General features: G+C 64.5%; 14 protein-coding genes and 1 pseudogene. 9 read left to right on the forward strand and 6 right to left on the reverse strand.

Annotated features, from left to right (window positions below):
- Window positions 1-60 precede the first annotated feature (60 nt).
- Entirely contained in the window at window positions 61-759 is a 699-nt protein-coding gene (locus JOE31_RS13180; protein WP_209745240.1) for a maleylpyruvate isomerase family mycothiol-dependent enzyme, read from the reverse strand.
- 282 nt (window positions 760-1,041) lie between these two features.
- Here JOE31_RS13180 and JOE31_RS13185 point away from each other — a divergent pair, with 282 nt between their 5' ends.
- The 4 genes from JOE31_RS13185 (at window position 1,042) to catC (ending at window position 4,898) form a co-directional block, all read left to right on the forward strand.
- On the forward strand, window positions 1,042-2,427 hold the full coding sequence (locus JOE31_RS13185) for an aromatic acid/H+ symport family MFS transporter (RefSeq protein WP_209745243.1): 1,386 nt from the start codon (window positions 1,042-1,044) through the stop codon (window positions 2,425-2,427).
- Window positions 2,428-2,548: 121 nt separating this feature from the next.
- The gene (locus tag JOE31_RS13190) at window positions 2,549-3,493 is read left to right on the forward strand and encodes a LysR substrate-binding domain-containing protein (protein ID WP_209745245.1); all 945 of its coding nucleotides are present in this window, start codon (window positions 2,549-2,551) and stop codon (window positions 3,491-3,493) included.
- Window positions 3,490-4,593 carry a mandelate racemase/muconate lactonizing enzyme family protein gene (locus tag JOE31_RS13195; protein WP_209745248.1) on the forward strand — a complete coding sequence of 368 codons (1,104 nt, stop codon included), beginning with the start codon at window positions 3,490-3,492 and terminating at the stop codon, window positions 4,591-4,593. The genes JOE31_RS13190 and JOE31_RS13195 overlap by 4 nt, the downstream gene beginning before the upstream one ends.
- Window positions 4,594-4,619: 26 nt before the next feature.
- The gene (gene catC / locus JOE31_RS13200) at window positions 4,620-4,898 is read left to right on the forward strand and encodes a muconolactone Delta-isomerase (RefSeq protein WP_209745251.1); all 279 of its coding nucleotides are present in this window, start codon (window positions 4,620-4,622) and stop codon (window positions 4,896-4,898) included.
- Between the two features lie 40 nt (window positions 4,899-4,938).
- Here the strand turns inward: catC and JOE31_RS13205 are convergent, their stop codons facing one another.
- The 5 genes from JOE31_RS13205 to benA all read right to left on the reverse strand — a co-directional run bounded on the left by JOE31_RS13205 (window position 4,939) and on the right by benA (window position 12,311).
- Complete coding sequence (locus tag JOE31_RS13205) at window positions 4,939-7,770, reverse strand: AAA family ATPase (RefSeq protein WP_209745253.1); 2,832 nt, start codon at window positions 7,768-7,770, stop codon at window positions 4,939-4,941.
- 61 nt (window positions 7,771-7,831) lie between these two features.
- Window positions 7,832-8,659, reverse strand: a complete 828-nt coding sequence (locus JOE31_RS13210; protein ID WP_209745256.1) for a 1,6-dihydroxycyclohexa-2,4-diene-1-carboxylate dehydrogenase — start codon at window positions 8,657-8,659, stop codon at window positions 7,832-7,834.
- Window positions 8,659-10,230 (reverse strand): benzoate 1,2-dioxygenase electron transfer component BenC, encoded by a 1,572-nt coding sequence (gene benC, locus JOE31_RS13215; RefSeq protein ID WP_209745259.1) that lies wholly within the window; start codon window positions 10,228-10,230, stop codon window positions 8,659-8,661. The genes JOE31_RS13210 and benC overlap by 1 nt, the downstream gene beginning before the upstream one ends.
- A 124-nt stretch (window positions 10,231-10,354) precedes the next feature.
- On the reverse strand, window positions 10,355-10,891 hold the full coding sequence (benB, locus tag JOE31_RS13220) for a benzoate 1,2-dioxygenase small subunit (RefSeq protein ID WP_209745262.1): 537 nt from the start codon (window positions 10,889-10,891) through the stop codon (window positions 10,355-10,357).
- Window positions 10,892-10,928: 37 nt separating this feature from the next.
- Window positions 10,929-12,311, reverse strand: a complete 1,383-nt coding sequence (benA, locus tag JOE31_RS13225) for a benzoate 1,2-dioxygenase large subunit (RefSeq protein ID WP_209745264.1) — start codon at window positions 12,309-12,311, stop codon at window positions 10,929-10,931.
- Between the two features lie 319 nt (window positions 12,312-12,630).
- Between benA and catA the strand changes: the two genes are divergently transcribed.
- The 5 genes and pseudogenes from catA to JOE31_RS13250 all read left to right on the forward strand — a co-directional run.
- Window positions 12,631-13,527, forward strand: a complete 897-nt coding sequence (gene catA, locus JOE31_RS13230) for a catechol 1,2-dioxygenase (RefSeq protein WP_209745267.1) — start codon at window positions 12,631-12,633, stop codon at window positions 13,525-13,527.
- Window positions 13,528-13,634: 107 nt separating this feature from the next.
- On the forward strand, window positions 13,635-14,924 hold the full coding sequence (locus tag JOE31_RS13235; protein ID WP_209745272.1) for a benzoate/H(+) symporter BenE family transporter: 1,290 nt from the start codon (window positions 13,635-13,637) through the stop codon (window positions 14,922-14,924).
- Window positions 14,925-15,080: 156 nt separating this feature from the next.
- On the forward strand, window positions 15,081-15,299 hold the full coding sequence (locus JOE31_RS13240; RefSeq protein WP_209745275.1) for a three-helix bundle dimerization domain-containing protein: 219 nt from the start codon (window positions 15,081-15,083) through the stop codon (window positions 15,297-15,299).
- A 114-nt stretch (window positions 15,300-15,413) separates the two neighbouring features.
- Window positions 15,414-16,430, forward strand: coding sequence for a DUF808 domain-containing protein (locus JOE31_RS13245; RefSeq protein WP_209745278.1), 1,017 nt, complete (start codon window positions 15,414-15,416; stop codon window positions 16,428-16,430).
- 120 nt (window positions 16,431-16,550) lie between these two features.
- Window positions 16,551-16,999, forward strand: a pseudogene (locus tag JOE31_RS13250) (GntR family transcriptional regulator); the annotation flags it as partial.
- Window positions 17,000-17,046: the final 47 nt, after the last annotated feature.

Consider the following 17,046-nt stretch of genomic DNA (forward strand, 5'->3'; position numbering starts at 1 on the left):
CCGGTTCCAATGACCAGCAAAGCGGGGAGGCCTTCTCTAGCTCGGACTGGGCAGGTCTGCCTACCAGGACGGCAGTGCCGGCGCCGGACCGTCAATATCCACGTGTTCAGCGTCCCCGCGCGCCAGCCACTGGAGCAGGCCCTCACGGTCGGACACAACGCGCAATCCGCCGTCCCCGATGACCCACTCGTCACGCTCTTCGGTCACCAGCGTCATACCGGGAGCACCCTTGGCACGCAGGGACCGCACTACGGCTTCGAGGGCATTCAGCAGCGAATCCGGATCGGCCTCTTCGACGGTCCAGGCGGTGTTGAGGTCGTGGTGATGCACCACCACCTCGGCAATACGGAGGGCCACGATGGACGTGGCGGGGACCGGCTTGCCATTGACCTGCACTTCCGTGGCCGCGAGTTCGCCGCTAAGCCGTTGTGCCTGCTCAGCAAAGTTCCGGACGGACTCCCGCAGTTCCGCAATTAGCTCCTGGCGGGGCAGGGCCGCGAGTGCAGCGATCTCTTGGGAGCGGGCCGCGGGTGACGCGTACAGGGGACGCTCCTCCCCGGAGGTGGCCCAGTCGATGAGATTCACCAGGGCAAGGCCGCTGGTTGCGACGTGGGCTATGACATCAGCCCGGGTCCAGCCCTCGCACAGGGAGGGAACAGTCATTTCGTCGTCGGCAAGGGACTCAACGGTGGCCAGGAACATGTCTGTTTCCCTGCCGAGGCGGGACAGGTCCGAATGAAGGCGTGCAGGGTTGATCATTTTCCCAGCCTACCCACGGGGATGTTCTCAAACCACCGTTCACGACCCGCCGTTCCATATCCAGATCGTCTCGACTGAGACGGGCAGCACCGCCGAGGGTCACCTCGGCAAGGGGGCCGTTTGAGATCGGCGGCGTATGAATCGCCCCCGGGCGGAAAGCCAGGTATTCCCCTCATATGTCACGGGTCACACCTCTGTCAGGCTAGAAGCACTCGGAGGACGGCCCCTCGGGTTCTCCCGGCGCCGCAGGCCTCCACATGAGTCAGAGAGGACTTAGGGACCATGTCACAACCGCACGCCGTTATAGCCGAAAATCCACAGAAGGAGGCGCGCACAGCCAAATGGGTGGCCCTCATCATCTGCACAGCCCTCCTGTTTGACGGCTACGACCTTGTCATTTACGGCACCGTACTGCCAGGGCTGCTCGCGGACCCAAGCCAGATCGGAGCGTTCGATGCAGTCACCGCCGGCCTCCTCGGCTCCTGGGCCCTCATCGGGGTACTCGTAGGCTCACTGGCTTGCGGCGCTGTCGGTGACTTTTTCGGCCGGCGGCGGCTGATGCTCCTGGGCATTGCCTGGTTCTCCATCGGCATGTTTGCCACAGCCTTTGCCACCAGTGTCCCTGCCTTTGGTGCCCTGCGGTTTGCCACCGGCCTTGGGCTGGGCATAGTTATCGCCAGCGCCGGTGCCACCATGGCTGAATTCGCACCTGCTGGAAAGCGCCAGTTCTACAACGCCATTGTGTATTCGGGCATCCCGGCAGGCGGCGTCCTGGCCTCCATCCTGGGCATCCTCTTCTTCGACAGCATCGGCTGGCGCGGGCTGTTCATCATCGGCTCGCTGCCGCTTGTCATCCTCCTGCCCATTGCCTGGCGCAAGCTCCCCGAATCACCGCGGTGGCTGCTGTCCCGGGGCCGGGAACAGGAGGCCCTCGCCGCCGCACAGCGCACCGGCGTCCCGCTCATCGAAGAGCGGATCATCCTGGAGGTCGGCGCTGCACCCCAGACATCGGGCTTCGCAGCCGTGTTTTCCCGCCAGTTTGCCGTGGCAGCGATTCTGCTGGGCCTGATGTCCTTCTGCGGTCTGCTGCTGACGTACGGTCTCAACACGTGGTTACCCAAAATCATGGAGGGCTACGGCTACGGGCGGACGTACTCCCTGTTCTTCCCGCTGGCACTGAACCTTGGAGCAGTAGCGGGCGGCCTGCTAGCTTCCCGGCTCGCGGACAAGAGCGGGCCGCAGCGGGTCATCGCGGCCACCTTCGCGCTGGCGACCATTTCCCTGGCGCTCATGACGTTCAGTTTTCCGTTGCCGCTGCTTTTTGCCTTTATCGCCCTCGCAGGCGTGGGAACGCTGGGAACCCAGGTGCTGATCTACGGGTTCCAGTCCAACTATTTCACCACCAATGCCCGTGCCGCAGGCGTGGCATGGTGCGCCAGCGTGGGGCGGCTGGGCGGCGTGCTCGGTCCAATCATCGGCGGGTGGCTGGCCGCCGCCGGCATCGGCGGATCCACAGCCTTCTACATCTACGGGGCCGTGGCCCTGGTCGGCGCCGTGGTCACCGTGCTGGTGCCTCGCCAGCGCAAGCTGGAGCAGGCCGAGCACAAGGTCGAGGAAATCGCAGAAGGCCGGGCAGAAAAGAGCATTCCTGCTGAACAGCTGCAGTAGTCAACGCCCACAATATTACGTCGTTGAAATATCCTAGTAGGGCTCATTAGGGTTATTCTTTGAATCAATCACGAGCCCAACAGAATCCATCGGGGCCGGTCAGCGGAAGGACGGCGCCACTTTGGACATCCGCCAACTGAACTATTTCATCGCCGTGGCTGAGGAAAGGCACTTCGGCCGGGCCGCCAAGCGCCTGCATATGGCGCAGCCACCTCTCTCGCAGCAGATCCGCCAACTGGAGGATCAGCTTGGAGTCAAGCTGCTCAACCGGACCACGCGCAGGGTTGACCTCACGGCGGCGGGTCAGCTTCTGCTGGACCGCGGACGGCAGGTCGTCAACGACGTCGCCAAGCTTCAGGCCGATGTGTATCAGGTCGGTCGGGGCGCCACCGGCGTCCTGCGGGTGGGTTTCTCAGGTTCCGCAACCTACGGCGTCATGCCCCGGATCGCCCGTCTTGCCAAACAGGTCCTGCCAGGCCTGTCCCTGGCGCTGCACGGCGAAATGCTCACGCCGTCCATGGAAGCGGGCCTGCGGGACGGCACCTTGGACGCAGCGCTGCTGCGCCCGCCGGTCGCTTCGCAGGACATCGACTACCGGACGGTGACCCGGGAGCCGCTCGTTGTCGCGCTTCCCTCGTTCAGCGCGCTGGCCGTGGATCGTCCCGTGGCGATGCACGAACTGCAGGACCAGGACTTTATCGCGTACGGGCCAGAGTCGGTCCTCTACCGCACTACCGCAGACCTGTGCCGCCAGGCGGGTTTCCAGCCACGCATCACCCAGGTGGTTGGGGAGACTTCGACCATGCTGGCGTTCGTAGCAGCAGGCGGCGGGGTTGCGGTCATGCCGTCCAGCGTTCAGGCCTTCCAGCTTGAAGGCGTGGCTTACCGCGAGATTGAAAACGTCCCCGAAGTGGAACTCGCTGTCGCTTGGATGCGCGGGCATCATTCGGCGCTGCTACGCAATTTTCTGGACGTCGTGGTGACCGCAACTGCGGAACCGACGGCGCCTGCCCCGGTCCCCGGCCCTGCGCCGTTTCCCACTGATGAAAGGCTTACCCAAGCATGAAGATCGCAGCCATTGAGGCGATTCCGTACTCAATCCCCTACCTTCATCCACTGCACTTCGCGTCCGGTTCCGTGCACGAGGCGGACCATGTGCTTGTCAGGTTGCGCACGGACGACGGCGTGGTGGGCACCGCTGACACTCCGCCGCGCCCCTACACCTACGGGGAGACACAGAAGTCGATCATGGCAGTGGTGGAGGACATTTTTGCTCCGCAACTGATCGGCGTGGACATTTTCGACCGCGAGAAGGTCCAGGCCATCCTTTACCGGACCGTGCACAACCAAACCGCCAAGGGTGCTGTGGACATCGCGCTCTGGGATGTCATCGGCAAGACCCTCGGCCAGCCGGTCACAAAACTGCTGGGCGGGTACACCGACTCGCTGCGCGTCTCCCACATGCTCGGGTTCAAACCCGCCGAGGAATTGCTGGCATTGGCCTTGGAGTTCCGGGAGACGTACGGCATCAACACGTTCAAGCTCAAGACCGGCCGCCGCCCCCTGTACCTCGACGTCGAGGCCGCCCGGGTACTGCGCGAGGGCCTGGGCGACGATGCCGAGCTCTACATGGATGCCAACCGCGGCTGGTCAGCCAACGAGGCGGCCGAGGTCCTGCGCCGCACGGCGGAATTGGGCCTGCAGTTCCTTGAAGAGCCCGACGACGCCCGCGAAGTCCTGGGCCGCCGCCGCCTTGTGGAGAATTCCCCCATCCCGATCGCCGCAGACGAATCTGCCGCCAACCTCGGTGAGGCCGCACGGGAAATCCTCACCGGGGGCGCCAACCTCCTGGCGGTAAAAACGGCCCGGTCCGGTTTCACCGAGGCGGCCAAAATCGTCGGGATGGCCGAGGGCATGGGCATCGACGTCTACATAGGCAACCAGATCGACACCCAGGTCGGCACGGCAGCCTCGGTGACCTTCGGCGCCGCCTTCGCCCACACGGCCAAACGTGCAGCGGAACTTTCCAATTACCTCGACATGGCCGACGACCTGCTGGCCGAGCCTTTGGCCATCACCGGAGGACGCATCCGGGTTCCTGAAGGCCCCGGCGCGGGCACCGCTGTGGACGAAGACAAGCTCGCCCTCTACCGCACCGACCGATAGCAAACCCCGGTACCGAAAGGATATTCATGAAATACCTGGTCCACATGGACGTAAACCTGCCTGCCGACCTTCCGGCCCACGAAGCCGCAGAGATCAAGGCTACGGAGAAGGCCTACTCGCAGCAGCTGCAGCACTCAGGCAAGTGGCCGGAAATCTGGCGGGTGGTGGGCGAATACGCTAATTACTCGATCTTCGACGTCGATTCGAACGACGAACTCCATGAGATCCTGCAGAACCTGCCGCTGTTCCCCTACATGGACATCTCAGTGGTGCCACTGGCGAAGCACCCCTCGGACGTCAAGTAGGCGTCCTCGCAAAGTGCGGCAGGTCCGGCCGTGTCCGGGGTCAGTCCTTGGCCCTGAACACGGCCGCGAGCTCGCTGCGGGAGCGGATTCCCATTTTCCGGTAAAGCCGGGTCAGGTGGTACTGCACGGTCTTCTCGGCCAGGAACAGAGCCCGTGCTGCTTCCTTGTTGGTAGCGCCGGCCGCTACCAGCTCGGCCACCGCCCGCTCCTGCGCTGTGAGCTGGAGGTGGTGGTCGCTGACCGCAGCGAGCACGGGGTCGGCCGGGTCCGGCATGTTGCCGACGTCGAGGCCTGTCGCCTTGAGTTCCCGGTCGCACCGCTCCACATATGTGACCGCCCCCAGGGTGTCGTATAAGTCGCGTGCCGCGCGCAGAACGGTCGAGGCCAGGCGCCGTTTGCCCGCACGGCGCATGCTCTGGCCGAAAGCAAAACTAATCCGTGCCCGCAGATACGGCCGGTTGAGCCCCCTAAGGTGGCCCAGGGACGCCTCAAAATGTTCCCGTGCAGTGTCCGGGTCTCCCTGTGCGGCCACGAGTCGGCCTCTCGCCCACGCCATGCGCGCCATATCCGACGGGATCTCCCGCTCGCGTGGCACACGCTCGAACGCCGTCAGGAAGGAGTCTGCGGCGTCAAGCTGGTCGGTCATGACAAGGGCATTGACGTAGGTGTCCTGCCAGGGCCAGAAGGACACCCGGTGCTCGGTCCATGGGTCCAACTCGGTCAGCGGCTGAAGGACAGCCAAGGCGCCCTCATAGTCCGCCCTGGCCTCGTGGAAGCGGGCACGGGCGAGGCTCGCCGGCACCTGCATGGCCCGGTATGTTCCAGGCTGGACTGCGGCCTGGGAAACGTAGTACCGGGCCCGCTCCCAGTCCCCCCGCATGGACCAGAGCTCCGCCGCAGTCCAGAAGAGCAGGGGGCGGATCAGGGGCATTCTCGAGGTCTCGAGGCGCACTGACGCGCGCGCCACGGTGGCGGCCGCTGCATCCCAGTTGCCGAGCACCAGGTGGGTGCGCGCCAGCCAGGCCTCAGCCCAGAGGGAGATCCGCATCGAGCCGCCGCGGTATTCAGTGGGGGCCGCGGACTCGAAGTTCACCAGCGCCGTCTCGGCGTTGTCAAGGCGCAGCGCCAGCCAGCCCGCGCCCATCTGGACGCGCTGCTTCTGGGCGTTCTCGGCAGCATGTTCGAAGGCCCGGTGGTAGGCGGCTTCCGCCTCCGAAATCCGGCCTTGCGCGTACAGGCCCAGGCCATAAATGGCCTCCGACTCAACGTGGGCGGGGGTTCCAGGCTGCGTTAGGTCCATGGCCCGTTCAGCCCAGGTGGTTATCATCGGGCCGTCCCAGGACGCTACCCCGTGCAGGACGAAGCGTTGCGCCACCTGCGCAGCGGCAGACGGATCACGCTGCGGGTTGGAGGTGCGCCAGGCCATCTCCAACTGCGTCTGCGCGCTGTCGTTCTGTCCCGACGCCGTGGAAAGGTAGCCAAGGACGGAGGATCGAAGCGGCGACGGCGGCAGGGCGTCCACCGCCGCCATCCACATCTGGGCCTCGGCAATGTTGCCGGAACCCACCAGGGCATCCACAGCCCTGAGGAGCCTGTCGTTCCGGGAACGGATGTCGAGAGAAAGCCGGGACGCGGAGAACAGTGCTGTTGAGGCGTCCTGCCACGCGCCTACCCGGGCCTGGCGCCGGGCGAATTCCTCCAGCTCCTCCGCCAAGGACTCGTCCGCGCCGGGGGTAGCGGAGACGCGGTGGCCCAGCCGCTGACCCTCGGCCTGCACCGCCGCAGCGGCCAGCCGGTGAAGCGCAATGCGCCGGCTGGGAACGATCTGTTCGTAGATGGCCTCCGCAGTGCCTGGTTCAAAGAACACGACGGCGGAACGGGCCTGGTCAACGGTCAGCCCCAGCAGACCGGCACGGTGTCCCTCATCGAGTGCCTCCATGACGGACCCCACCCCGCTGACCTCGGAAACCTCTGCCACGCTTGCGGCGCTCCCGAGCACTGACGCGGCCTCCGCGACAGCAACCAGCCCCGGGGAGGCTGCGGCCAGGACACTCCGCACCCGGGCGCGCACGCGAGACGTCGGAGGGAGGGAGGGAAACCACGTCTGCCAGGTTTCCGCCGGCAGTTCGTGGAGCAGCTCCACGATCGGTTGTGCGTGCCCGCCCGTGTGCCGCACCAGCCCGTGGGCCGCCGTCGCACTCAGATCGACGCCGAACATCCGTCTGGCGAGGTCCTGCACCTGTTGCGGGGTGAGGGGCTCCAGCGGGATCGTGGCCACCTGGTGGCCCGTCAGGAAGTCCAACGTACCGGCGGGGACGCGTAAGGCATCGTCCGGGTTGAGGGTCAGCACAAACATAATCCGTTTGCCGTGCAGTCGGCGCATCACGAAGGTGAGGATGCGCAAGCTCTCCACGTCGAGTCTATGGACGTCATCCACGGCGACAACCACGCTGCCATGTGACTGCAGTCCTTCCAAGTGGGTACTGAGCGTGGAAGCGTAATTAACCACCTGGTCGGGGGTAAGCGCCGCAACGGGCCCCGCGGGCAGCGCCGGGCCGCCGTCGTAATTCTTTGCCGAACGCAGCGGCGAGGTGAGCATGAGTTGGGAGTAGCCAGCGAGGGGAAACTGCGCCTCCCACTCATCGCCCATGGCGGACATCACGCGGACACCACGGGCCGCCGTGCGGCAGTGCTCAAGGAAGAACTCCAGAACCGCGGTCTTTCCGGCCCCGGTGGGGCCGGTGATCACCACTGCACCCACTTTGCCTTTTCGGACGGTCCGGAAAATCTCCAGCAGTTCCGCAAAGACCCCCGACCGGCCAACAAGCGGTAGGTCCTCCGCCATTTCACCGTGTGTGGAGGCCCCTGTCATGGCCGCAACTCTACCGGAGACGCCAGGCCGGACTCGGCTGCGGCCATCCATCATGGCGTACTCAGCCCAGGTCCCCGCCAGCGACCGGAAGGATGCTGCCGGTGACGTAGGACGCTTCGTCTGATCCGAGGAACACGATGGGTGCGGCCTGTTCGTCCAATGTCCCGTAGCGCTTCAGAAAGGACGAGTCCACGGTCTGGTCAACGATCATCTGGTACCAGGCCTTTTCCGTGGCGGATTCCGCTTCGGGACCGCGCTTGACCTGGCGGGGCGGAGCCTCGGTGCCGCCGGGGGCTGCCGCTACCACGCGGATGCCGCGTCCGCCCACTTCCATCGCCAGCGACTGGGTCAGGGCGTTGACCCCGCCCTTCGCTGCCGCGTACGGCACGCGATGCATGCCGCGGGTGGCCACCGAGGAAACGTTGACGATGGTGCCTGAACCTTGCTCCAGCATGGCCGGCAGCACCGCGCGGCAGGTCCAGAGGGTGGGGAAGAGCGAGCGGCGGATCTCTTTCTCGATCCTCTCCTCGTCGTACTCTTCATACGGGCGGGCCCAGATGGTCCCGCCGACGTTGTTGACCAGGACGTCCACCCGGCCGTGGGCGGCGAGCGCCGCCGCAACGGCCTGCTGCGCTCCCGCGAAGGTCTCAAGGTCTGCGGTCACCGCGGTGGCCGAACCTCCTGAAGCGGAACCCTGCCCGGCCGCCTCGATCTCCTGCGCCACCTCGTGGACCAATTCGGCCCGGTCTACCAGGACGACGGCGCCTCCCTCGGCACTGATGCGCTCGGCCACCTTCCGGCCAATTCCCTGGGCAGAACCCGTCACCATGGCCACCTTGCCTGCGTACCGGCCGGGGGTAACGAACTGTCCGGCGTATGGCCGGGTCATCAGCGGGCCGCCTTGGCTTCGATGGCTCCCGCCATGGTTTCTTTGGCGTCGTGTGCGTGGGCCATGATGACCTCCCGCACCCGCGCCTTGTCCTGGCGCTCAAAGGCGTCGACCACATCAAGGTGGTCCTGGGTGACCCGCTTGAAGATGGGGGTTCCCGCCTCGAAGGCCGCGGCCATCTGGGCGTGGACGTCGAGCCGGCGGTAGGACTCCAGCAGCATGGGGTTGTTGCAGGCCACGAAGAGGTATTCGTGGAACTCCTCGTTGGTCCGAGCGAACTCATCCGGTTCCTGGATAGTGCCTTCTGTTACGGAGCGGGTGGTGGCCTCGGCGAGCCGGCGGAACTGGTGCAGCTGCTCTTCGCTGAGACGGCCCAGCATCAGCTCGCTCACCGCGAGCTCCAGGCCCATGCGAGCGTCCAGCTGGGCGAAGCTGTCCTCCTTGCGGAAGTCCAGCCGGCCGGTTTCCAAGGAAGAGACCGCCTCGCTGCGGCTCATCGTGTCGCCTTCGGCTGCAATCCGTTCTGCGGGTGCCGGTGCCCCTGTTTCGGCGTCACCCCCGGTGGTTTCCTTCGGGGCAAACCGCTCAAAGTAGAAGTTGGCGGGTTTGATGCCCTCGGAATCCAGCCACTTCGACACAGCGTTTACCATGGGAGGCGGACCGCACAGGTAGATGTCGACATCGCCGTCGTTCAAGTGCTTTGGTTCGATGATCTGGGTGACGTAGCCCGTGTGGGGAGCAGATGTGCCCGGTTCGGAGGCAATGTAGTCCCACGTGAAAGCGGGCAGCTTCGCCTCATACTCGCGCAACCAGTCCAGGCCAACGATGTCCGCCTCCCTGGTCAGGCCATAAATCAGATGGACCGGTACCGACGGCGGGTTCTCAGACAGCTTCTCAAGGATGGACAGGAGCGGGGCCAGGCCGGTGCCGCCCGCCAGGAGCAGCAGGGGCCGCTTGGGCTCGCGCAGGAAGAACGACCCGTAGGGGCCCGTGAATTCGATGGCGTCTCCCACTGCCGCGCGATCGCGCAGATATTCAGACATCGCACCCTGCGGCGTCACCCGCACCATGAACGATGCGTCCTGAACTTCGGGGCCGCTGCTGAACGAATAGGAGCGCTCCGCGTCCGTTCCGGGGACTTTGATGTTGACGTACTGGCCCGGGAGGAAGGCCAGGGCGTCCCGGTTTTCCGTCTCCAGGGTGAAGGAAACCGTCGTTTCGGAATGCTTGTTGAGCTCCTTCACGGTGGAGGTGAAGGTGGTGGCCGAAGTCTTCGCTGATTCCGACGTGGCAGGGATCTGAATGCTCAGGTCCGACTCCGGAACAGCCTGGCAGGTGAGCAGGTACCCCTTCTCGAGCTCCGCCTCCGTCATCGCATCGTCAATGTAGTCGCCCGGGTCGAAGGAGCCGGAATCGCAAAAGGCCTTGCAGGTGCCGCACGCACCGTCCCGGCAGTCCGATGGAATGTTGATGCGTGCCTTGTACGCAGCGTCCATCACGGTCTCGTAGTCGCCGACCTTGATGACCTTGGTGACGCCGTCCTCGAAGCTGAGGGCTACTTTGTGGCCCATGGTTTCCTCCTGGCTGGGAATCGCGTCGATGCGACCCTGGTAGTTCGGATGTGCCCGACGGGCACGGATTTTGAAACGGACGAGGTCAGTGCCGGGCAGGATGCCGGGCACCGGCCGGGAGCCGTCAGATCATGTAGACGTCCACGACGTGGTGGATGTAGTCGTTCTTGAGGACAACCTTCTTCTTCAAGATGACCGGCTCGCCGCCGGCGAGGTCGATCGTGTAGAAACTGGTCCCGAAGTACGTGTCCGTGGTGTTGTACCGGAAGTAGAGGGTGAACCAGTTGAAGCGCACCTTCACCTGGCCGCCGTCGTGCTCCATGATTTCGACGTCGGTGATGTTGTGCCCGGTGCGGGGCTCGGGCAGGGACGTGGCCGAGGACCGGTCCGTTTTGATCCGGAAGACCCGGTCCTCAATGCCGCCGCGGTTGTCGTAGTAGATGAGCGAGATCTCGTTCTGCGGGTCCTCTGTCAGCCGGTCATCGACGTCCCATGCGGGCATCCAGAACTCCGAGTCCGGGTGGTAGCACTGAAGCCACTCATCGAACCGGCGGTCATCCAGCAGGCGGGCCTCCTTGTACAGGAAGGCGCGGACGGTCTCGAGGGTGGCGATCTCCCCGGCGTTCTTGAGCGCCGCAGCGGGTGTTGTCAGGTTGGTCATGGGTTGTGCACTCTCTCTGGTTCCATGTGGACGGGGGTCAGGCTGTGACTGGAAGAGCATCCAGGGTGGAGGTCTCCTCCTCCGCCAGCGCCCGGTCCATGACTTCCTTCCAGTACCCGTGCTGAATGGGGTAGAGCCCCTCGTCCTCCGTGCGCACCCCGGAGGCGATGACCCTGGTCATGCCCAGCGCCTGGGCCTGCTCGTCGGGGCCTGCGATCTCATGGGTGGACCCGCGGGTCATGTCGTTCCAAGGCGCCGAGGTGGCCCAGTAGGTCTTGTTGCAGGACCGGAACTCCTCGAGGTCGTCGGGCGTGGCCATGCCGGTGGCGTTGAAGAAGTCCTCGTACTGGCGGATCCGTTTGGACCGGTTCTCCTGTGATTCGCCCTTGGGCGCGATGCAGTAAATGGTCACCTCGGTCTGGTCCGCCGAGATGGGCCGGAAGTGCCGGATCTGCGAGGAGAACTGGTCCATGATGTAGACATTCGGGTACAGGCAGAGGTTCCGCGAGATGTTGATCATGAAGTTGGCCATCTCTTCGCCGTACTTCGCGACGAGCTCCTCGCGGCGGTCCCACAGCGGGCGGTCCTCCGGGTTGGTCCATTCCTGCCACAGCAGCAGGTGTCCGTGGTCGTACGAATAGAAACCGCCCTTGACCTTGCCCCACTTGCCGGCGTCCATGGCCTTGGTCTTGTTGGCGGAGTCGCCGGCGGTGCGGCGGGCCGTGGTGGCCGCATAGTTCCAGTGCACGGCGGTGACGTGGTAGCCGTCTGCCCCGTTCTCGGCCTGCACCTTCCAGTTGCCGTCGTAGGTGTAGGTGGACGATCCGCGCAGCACCTCGAGTCCCTCCGGGGACTGGTCCACGATCGAGTCGATTACCTTGGCTGCATCACCCAGGTGTTCTTCGAGCGGGAGCACGTCCGCCTTCAGGGAACCAAAGAGGAAGCCGCGATAGGACTCGAAGCGGGCCACTTTGGTGAGGTCGTGGGAGCCCGCTTTATTGAAGGTCTCCGGGTAGCCCGCGTTTCGCGAATCCTTCACCTTCAGCAGCTCGCCGGAGTTCTTGAACGTCCAGCCGTGGAACGGGCAGGTGAAAGTGGTGCGGTTGTCCGTCTTGCGGCGGCACAGCATGGCACCCCGGTGCGAGCAGGCGTTGACGAGGCAGTTGAGTTTCTCGTCCTTATCGCGGGTGATCATCACGGGGGTGCGGCCGATGTTGGTGGTGAAGTAGTCCCCCACGTTGGGGATCTGGGATTCGTGGGCGAGATAGACCCAGTTGCCTTCGAAGATGTGCTTCATCTCCAGTTCGAAGATCTCTTCATCGGTGAAAATTTCGCGCTTGGCACGGATGACGCCGTTCTCACGGTCGTCGATCACGGCGTCGGCAAGGACGTCGCGGACGTGGGCCAGGTTCTCGGTCATGGCGTGCTCCTTCATTGGAGAGTGCTGGACGGATGGTCAGGAATTGTTGCCGGCGGCGGTGTTCCCGCGGGACGTTGTCAGGCAAGTCTTACCCATCGTGATGGCTCTCACATCAGGCAAATACCTAGGTTCGACCAAGGGTTCCTTTATGTCCGCTTCTTGACAGAAAACAGGCCTAATCGATATTTGTTGCGTCCTTATTTGACGCCTACGATGAGACGGACATCACGGGAACTGCGCCGCGACAGGTTCAGATCCTGCCCCCAAACCGGTGGCACCGGGTTCGGGAGCAGTTCCCGTCCCCTATTCAAAGAGGAGTATGGACATCACCATGACCGAGACCCAAGCAGACACCCGCCACGAGGACGAGGGCACTGCAGTCGAAGCCGGCTCCAAGGCCACGGAACGCTTCGCCGCATCAGGCAAGCTCTCCCACCTGGATGTGCCGAAGGAACGAGTGAGTCTGCTGGCGGGGGCACTCATCAAAGCCGCCAATGACATCGTCGTCGAGCACCAGGTCACCTACGAGGAATACAACGCACTCAAAGCCTGGCTTATCAAGGTGGGCACCGACGGGGAATGGCCGCTCTTCCTTGACGTGTGGCTGGAGCACACTGTGGAGGACGTCAACTCTCAGGATCGCCCCGGAACCGTGGGCACCATTGAAGGGCCTTACTACGTGCCGGGGTCCCCCGCGCTCCCGACCCCTGCCACTGTAGAGATGCGTGAGGACGAGGAGGGCACACCGCTGCACTTCAGCGGCCGCTTCACCGATACGGACGGTAACCCCATCCAGAACGCACAGGTGGAGATTTGGCACGCCGACAGCGCCGGGTTCTACTCCCAGTACGCGCCGGGTCTCCCCGAGTGGCTCTTCCGTGCAACGGTCAAAGCAGATGATGAGGGCCGCTTCGAAATCAACACGATGCGCCCGGCTCCCTACCAGATCCCCACGGACGGGGCATGCGGGCAGCTGATTAGCGCGGCAGGATGGCACGCCTGGCGCCCGGCGCACATCCACATCAAGGTTTCCGCGCCGGGATTCCAGCCCGTGACTCAGCAGCTGTACTTCCCGGGCGACCCGCACAACGCGGACGACATCGCCTCGGCAGTCAAGGCTGAGCTGATGCTGGAACCCAAGAGGCGCACGGATGGCGGGGCCGGCGAAGAAGTGGTGTATGACTACGTGCTCGCCAAGGAAGGCCAGCACAAGTAAGAGCCACCGCTGACAGATCGGTGCCGGCGCCTCGGCCCGGCACCGAGGGCGCTCTGGAGTGCAAGCTCCGGGGCGCCTTCCTTTTGCCGCCGTTGCAAGGAGCCCTGATGCCGCCATCCCGACAGAACCCGTCCGCCATCGCTCATGTGGAAGCCGTAGAGGCTCCGAGACGCCAACCGCTGTTGGAACGTCCGGGCGTTCGCCCCGCAGGCGTACGCCGGGTTCTCCGTGACCTCGGCCTGCCCTACATCTCCAACGGCGTGATCGGCCTCATCTTCTCCGCCTCCGGCCCCATAGCCGTCACCCTCGCCGTGGGAGCGGCGGGAGGCCTCACCGAGGGCCAACTCGCGTCCTGGGTGTTTGGCATCCTTTTTTCGGGCGGGGCGGCGACGCTGGTGATGTCTCTCCTCTACCGACAACCCCTGGGCTTTGCCTGGTCCATTCCCGGGACGGTGCTCCTGGGTCCGTCCCTGCAGCACTTGTCCTTTCCAGAGGTGGTGGGGGCTTTCTTCACGTCCGGATTGCTCGTCCTCGCGCTGGGCGCCACCGGATTGGTCCGCAGGATCATGGCAATGGTGCCCATGCCGATCGTCATGGCGATGGTGGCCGCGGTGTTCCTGAAATTCGGCACAGACATAGTTGGTTCAACCCAGGCCAACCCTGTAGTGGCTGCACCGATGGTGGTCGCATTCCTGGTCCTCACTGCCGCGCCTGCGCTCGGCAGGTATATTCCGCCAGTGCTCGGTACTCTTGCGGTTGGTGGTGTCGCTGTGGCGCTAAGTGGCCAATTTTCCCTCCAAAAAGGCGGCCCGGTTCTGGCCACCCCGGTCTTCACCGTTCCTGAGTTCGCTTGGGCTGCCCAGCTGGAACTGGTTGTTCCCCTCGCCCTGACGGTCTTGTTTGTTCAGAATGGGCAGGGCATCGCGGTTCTCCGTGCCGCAGGCCACAACCCGCCGGTCAACGTGTTCGCCATCGTTTCGGGTGCGTTTTCGTTGATCAATGCCGGCTGCGGCGCTGTCTCAGCGTGCGTGACCGGTCCAACCAACGCCCTCATGACTTCCTCAGGAGCCAGGCAGCGCCAGTACACGGCGGCCGTGGTTTTCGGCGTCCTGGCCATGACCTGCGCACTTCTCGCTCCCGCACTGACCCGGCTCATGCTCGCAACACCCAGGGAATTCATATTGACCCTGGGCGGCATTGCGATGCTTCGGGCACTCCAGCAAGCTCTTGTCACCGCGTTCGCCAATGCCTTCACACTGGGGTCCTTGGTGACATTCGTGGTGACCATGTCCGGGATGAGCCTTGCCAACATTCACCCGGCATTCTGGGGACTGGTCATCGGCTACACAGTGTCCCGGGTCCTTGAACGCGCGGACCATCCTGCAACAGGATCCTAGCGAGGTGTTTTCATGATTCTCCGCAGGGCGAGGTCATGACCTGGACCCGCGACCGGCCCCTGGGACTGTTCAGAAGCCTCCCGTCCATCAACTCATGGCAGGCATACACCCGCCCGAAGCCGGAGACATTCCCCGGCAGACCCTCAAACTGATTGGATGGACGATACGCAAAAACGAGAGACCATCGCCAAAGTCACGGACCGCCTGTCCGAACGATATCCCGAAACGTCCCGGTACTACATCGCCGGGCTCGTCGCCGAAGAGTACGCCCGCCTGGACACCAGCCGGATCCGCACCTACAACCCGACACTGATCGAGCACGGGGCCAAGAACCGACTCCGGGGGAACGCCAACCGGCCACCGGCAGAACACTGACACCAACAGTCTCCCGCGATAGCACGGCGCATATAATCTGAGCATGCCAATCACGCACCTCACCCAAGACCTTCACGCCCGGCAGCCTGCCCTCGACCATCGAGGGAGCGAGCTGTGAGCGGCGGTCTTGTCGCGCTGCTGGACGACATCGCAGCCCTGGCCCGCATAGCTGCCGCCTCGGTGGACGACGTCGCTGCCGGAGCTGCGAAGGCGGGGGCCAAGGCCGCCGGCGTGGTAATCGACGACGCCGCCGTCACCCCGCAGTACGTTTCCGGAGCGGACCCGTCCCGCGAACTACCGATGATCAAGCGGATCTTCTGGGGCTCGCTCAAAAACAAGCTGCTGTTCATCCTGCCGGCACTGCTGATCGTCAGCGCCTTCGTTCCGTGGGCCATCCCGTTCATCCTCATGCTGGGCGGCACCTACCTCTGCTATGAGGGTGCCGAGAAGGTCTGGCACAAGCTCCGCGGCCACCACTCCACGGACGAAGATACGCCGGCGGTCGAACGGGGGCCCGAGGCGGAGGCCAAGGTGGTCAAAGGCGCCATTACCACCGACTTCATCCTGTCCTGCGAAATCATGGTCATCTCCATGAACGAGGTGGCCACTGAGTCCATATGGGTCCGGGCGCTCATCCTGGTCGTCGTGGCTCTGGTGATCACAGTGCTCGTGTACGGCGCCGTCGCCCTCATCGTCAAGATGGACGACGTCGGCCTGCACCTGACCACCAAGGACTCCGCGCGCTCCCAGCGGTTCGGCGAACTGCTCGTCAAAGGAATGCCCGCCGTGTTGACCGCTATCACCCTAATCGGGACGATCGCCATGCTGTGGGTGGGCGGCCACATCATGCTGCAGGGCGCGCACGACCTAGGCTGGCACGCCCCTTACGACCTCGTCCATGTCCTTGAGGAGCCCGCCGCCGGGTTCGCAGTGGTTGGCGGCTTCCTGGGCTGGCTCGTAAACACGCTGTGCTCGGCCGTCCTCGGACTCGCCTGGGGCCTCATTGTCATGGCCATCGTCGGCCCGCTGCTGAAAGTGCTGCCGTTCGGCAATAAGGAAAAAGGGCACGATGAGAGCGACGCAGTCGCCGTGCGCGGGCCGGCGAACCGTAACTCCGATCCGGCTTCATAGCTGGCGGCCGGTGGGGTGGCCGGGGTTCCCGCTCAGGGTCCAGGAAGGGCTTTGAGAGCACAGTGAGATCCGCTCCGAGCTCGCCGTCTGAGGAGCTGAACCGGGCTGTCCGCACACCTGCAGCTGACCGAGGGAGTCCTGCTCCCCGGCACACGGCTGACCGAATCCACCATTGCCGAGGACCTCGGCGTCTCGCGGAACACGGTGCGCGAGGCCTTTGCCGAGCTGGCCAGCGAACGGCTGGTGGTGCGGCACCCCAACCGGGTTTTGTGGCGAGCCTGGAGCCCGGCGACATCCACGACGTCTACACCGTCCGCCGAACAATCGAAGTGGGCGCCATCCCCGGCGGGGGCAGCCCGGAGGCTCTGGCAGCCGTACGCGCGCCGATGGAGGAAGGCAAGATCGCCGCAGCAGCGGACGACGACGAGGGGCTGGGTACCGCAAACCAGCACTTTCACGGGGCGATAGTCGCGTTGGCGGGAAACGGCGAACTCGAGCGGGCCGCCGAGCTGCTGCTGGCATACTTGGACCGCTCCGAGGCAAAGCAGGCCGAAATCCACGGCGAGTGACGCCTGCGGAATTTGGCGTGGGTGTCGTCCTGGCGAACGAGCTCGCG

The organism is Arthrobacter sp. PvP023 (assembly GCF_017832975.1).
Lineage (GTDB): Bacteria > Actinomycetota > Actinomycetes > Actinomycetales > Micrococcaceae > Arthrobacter.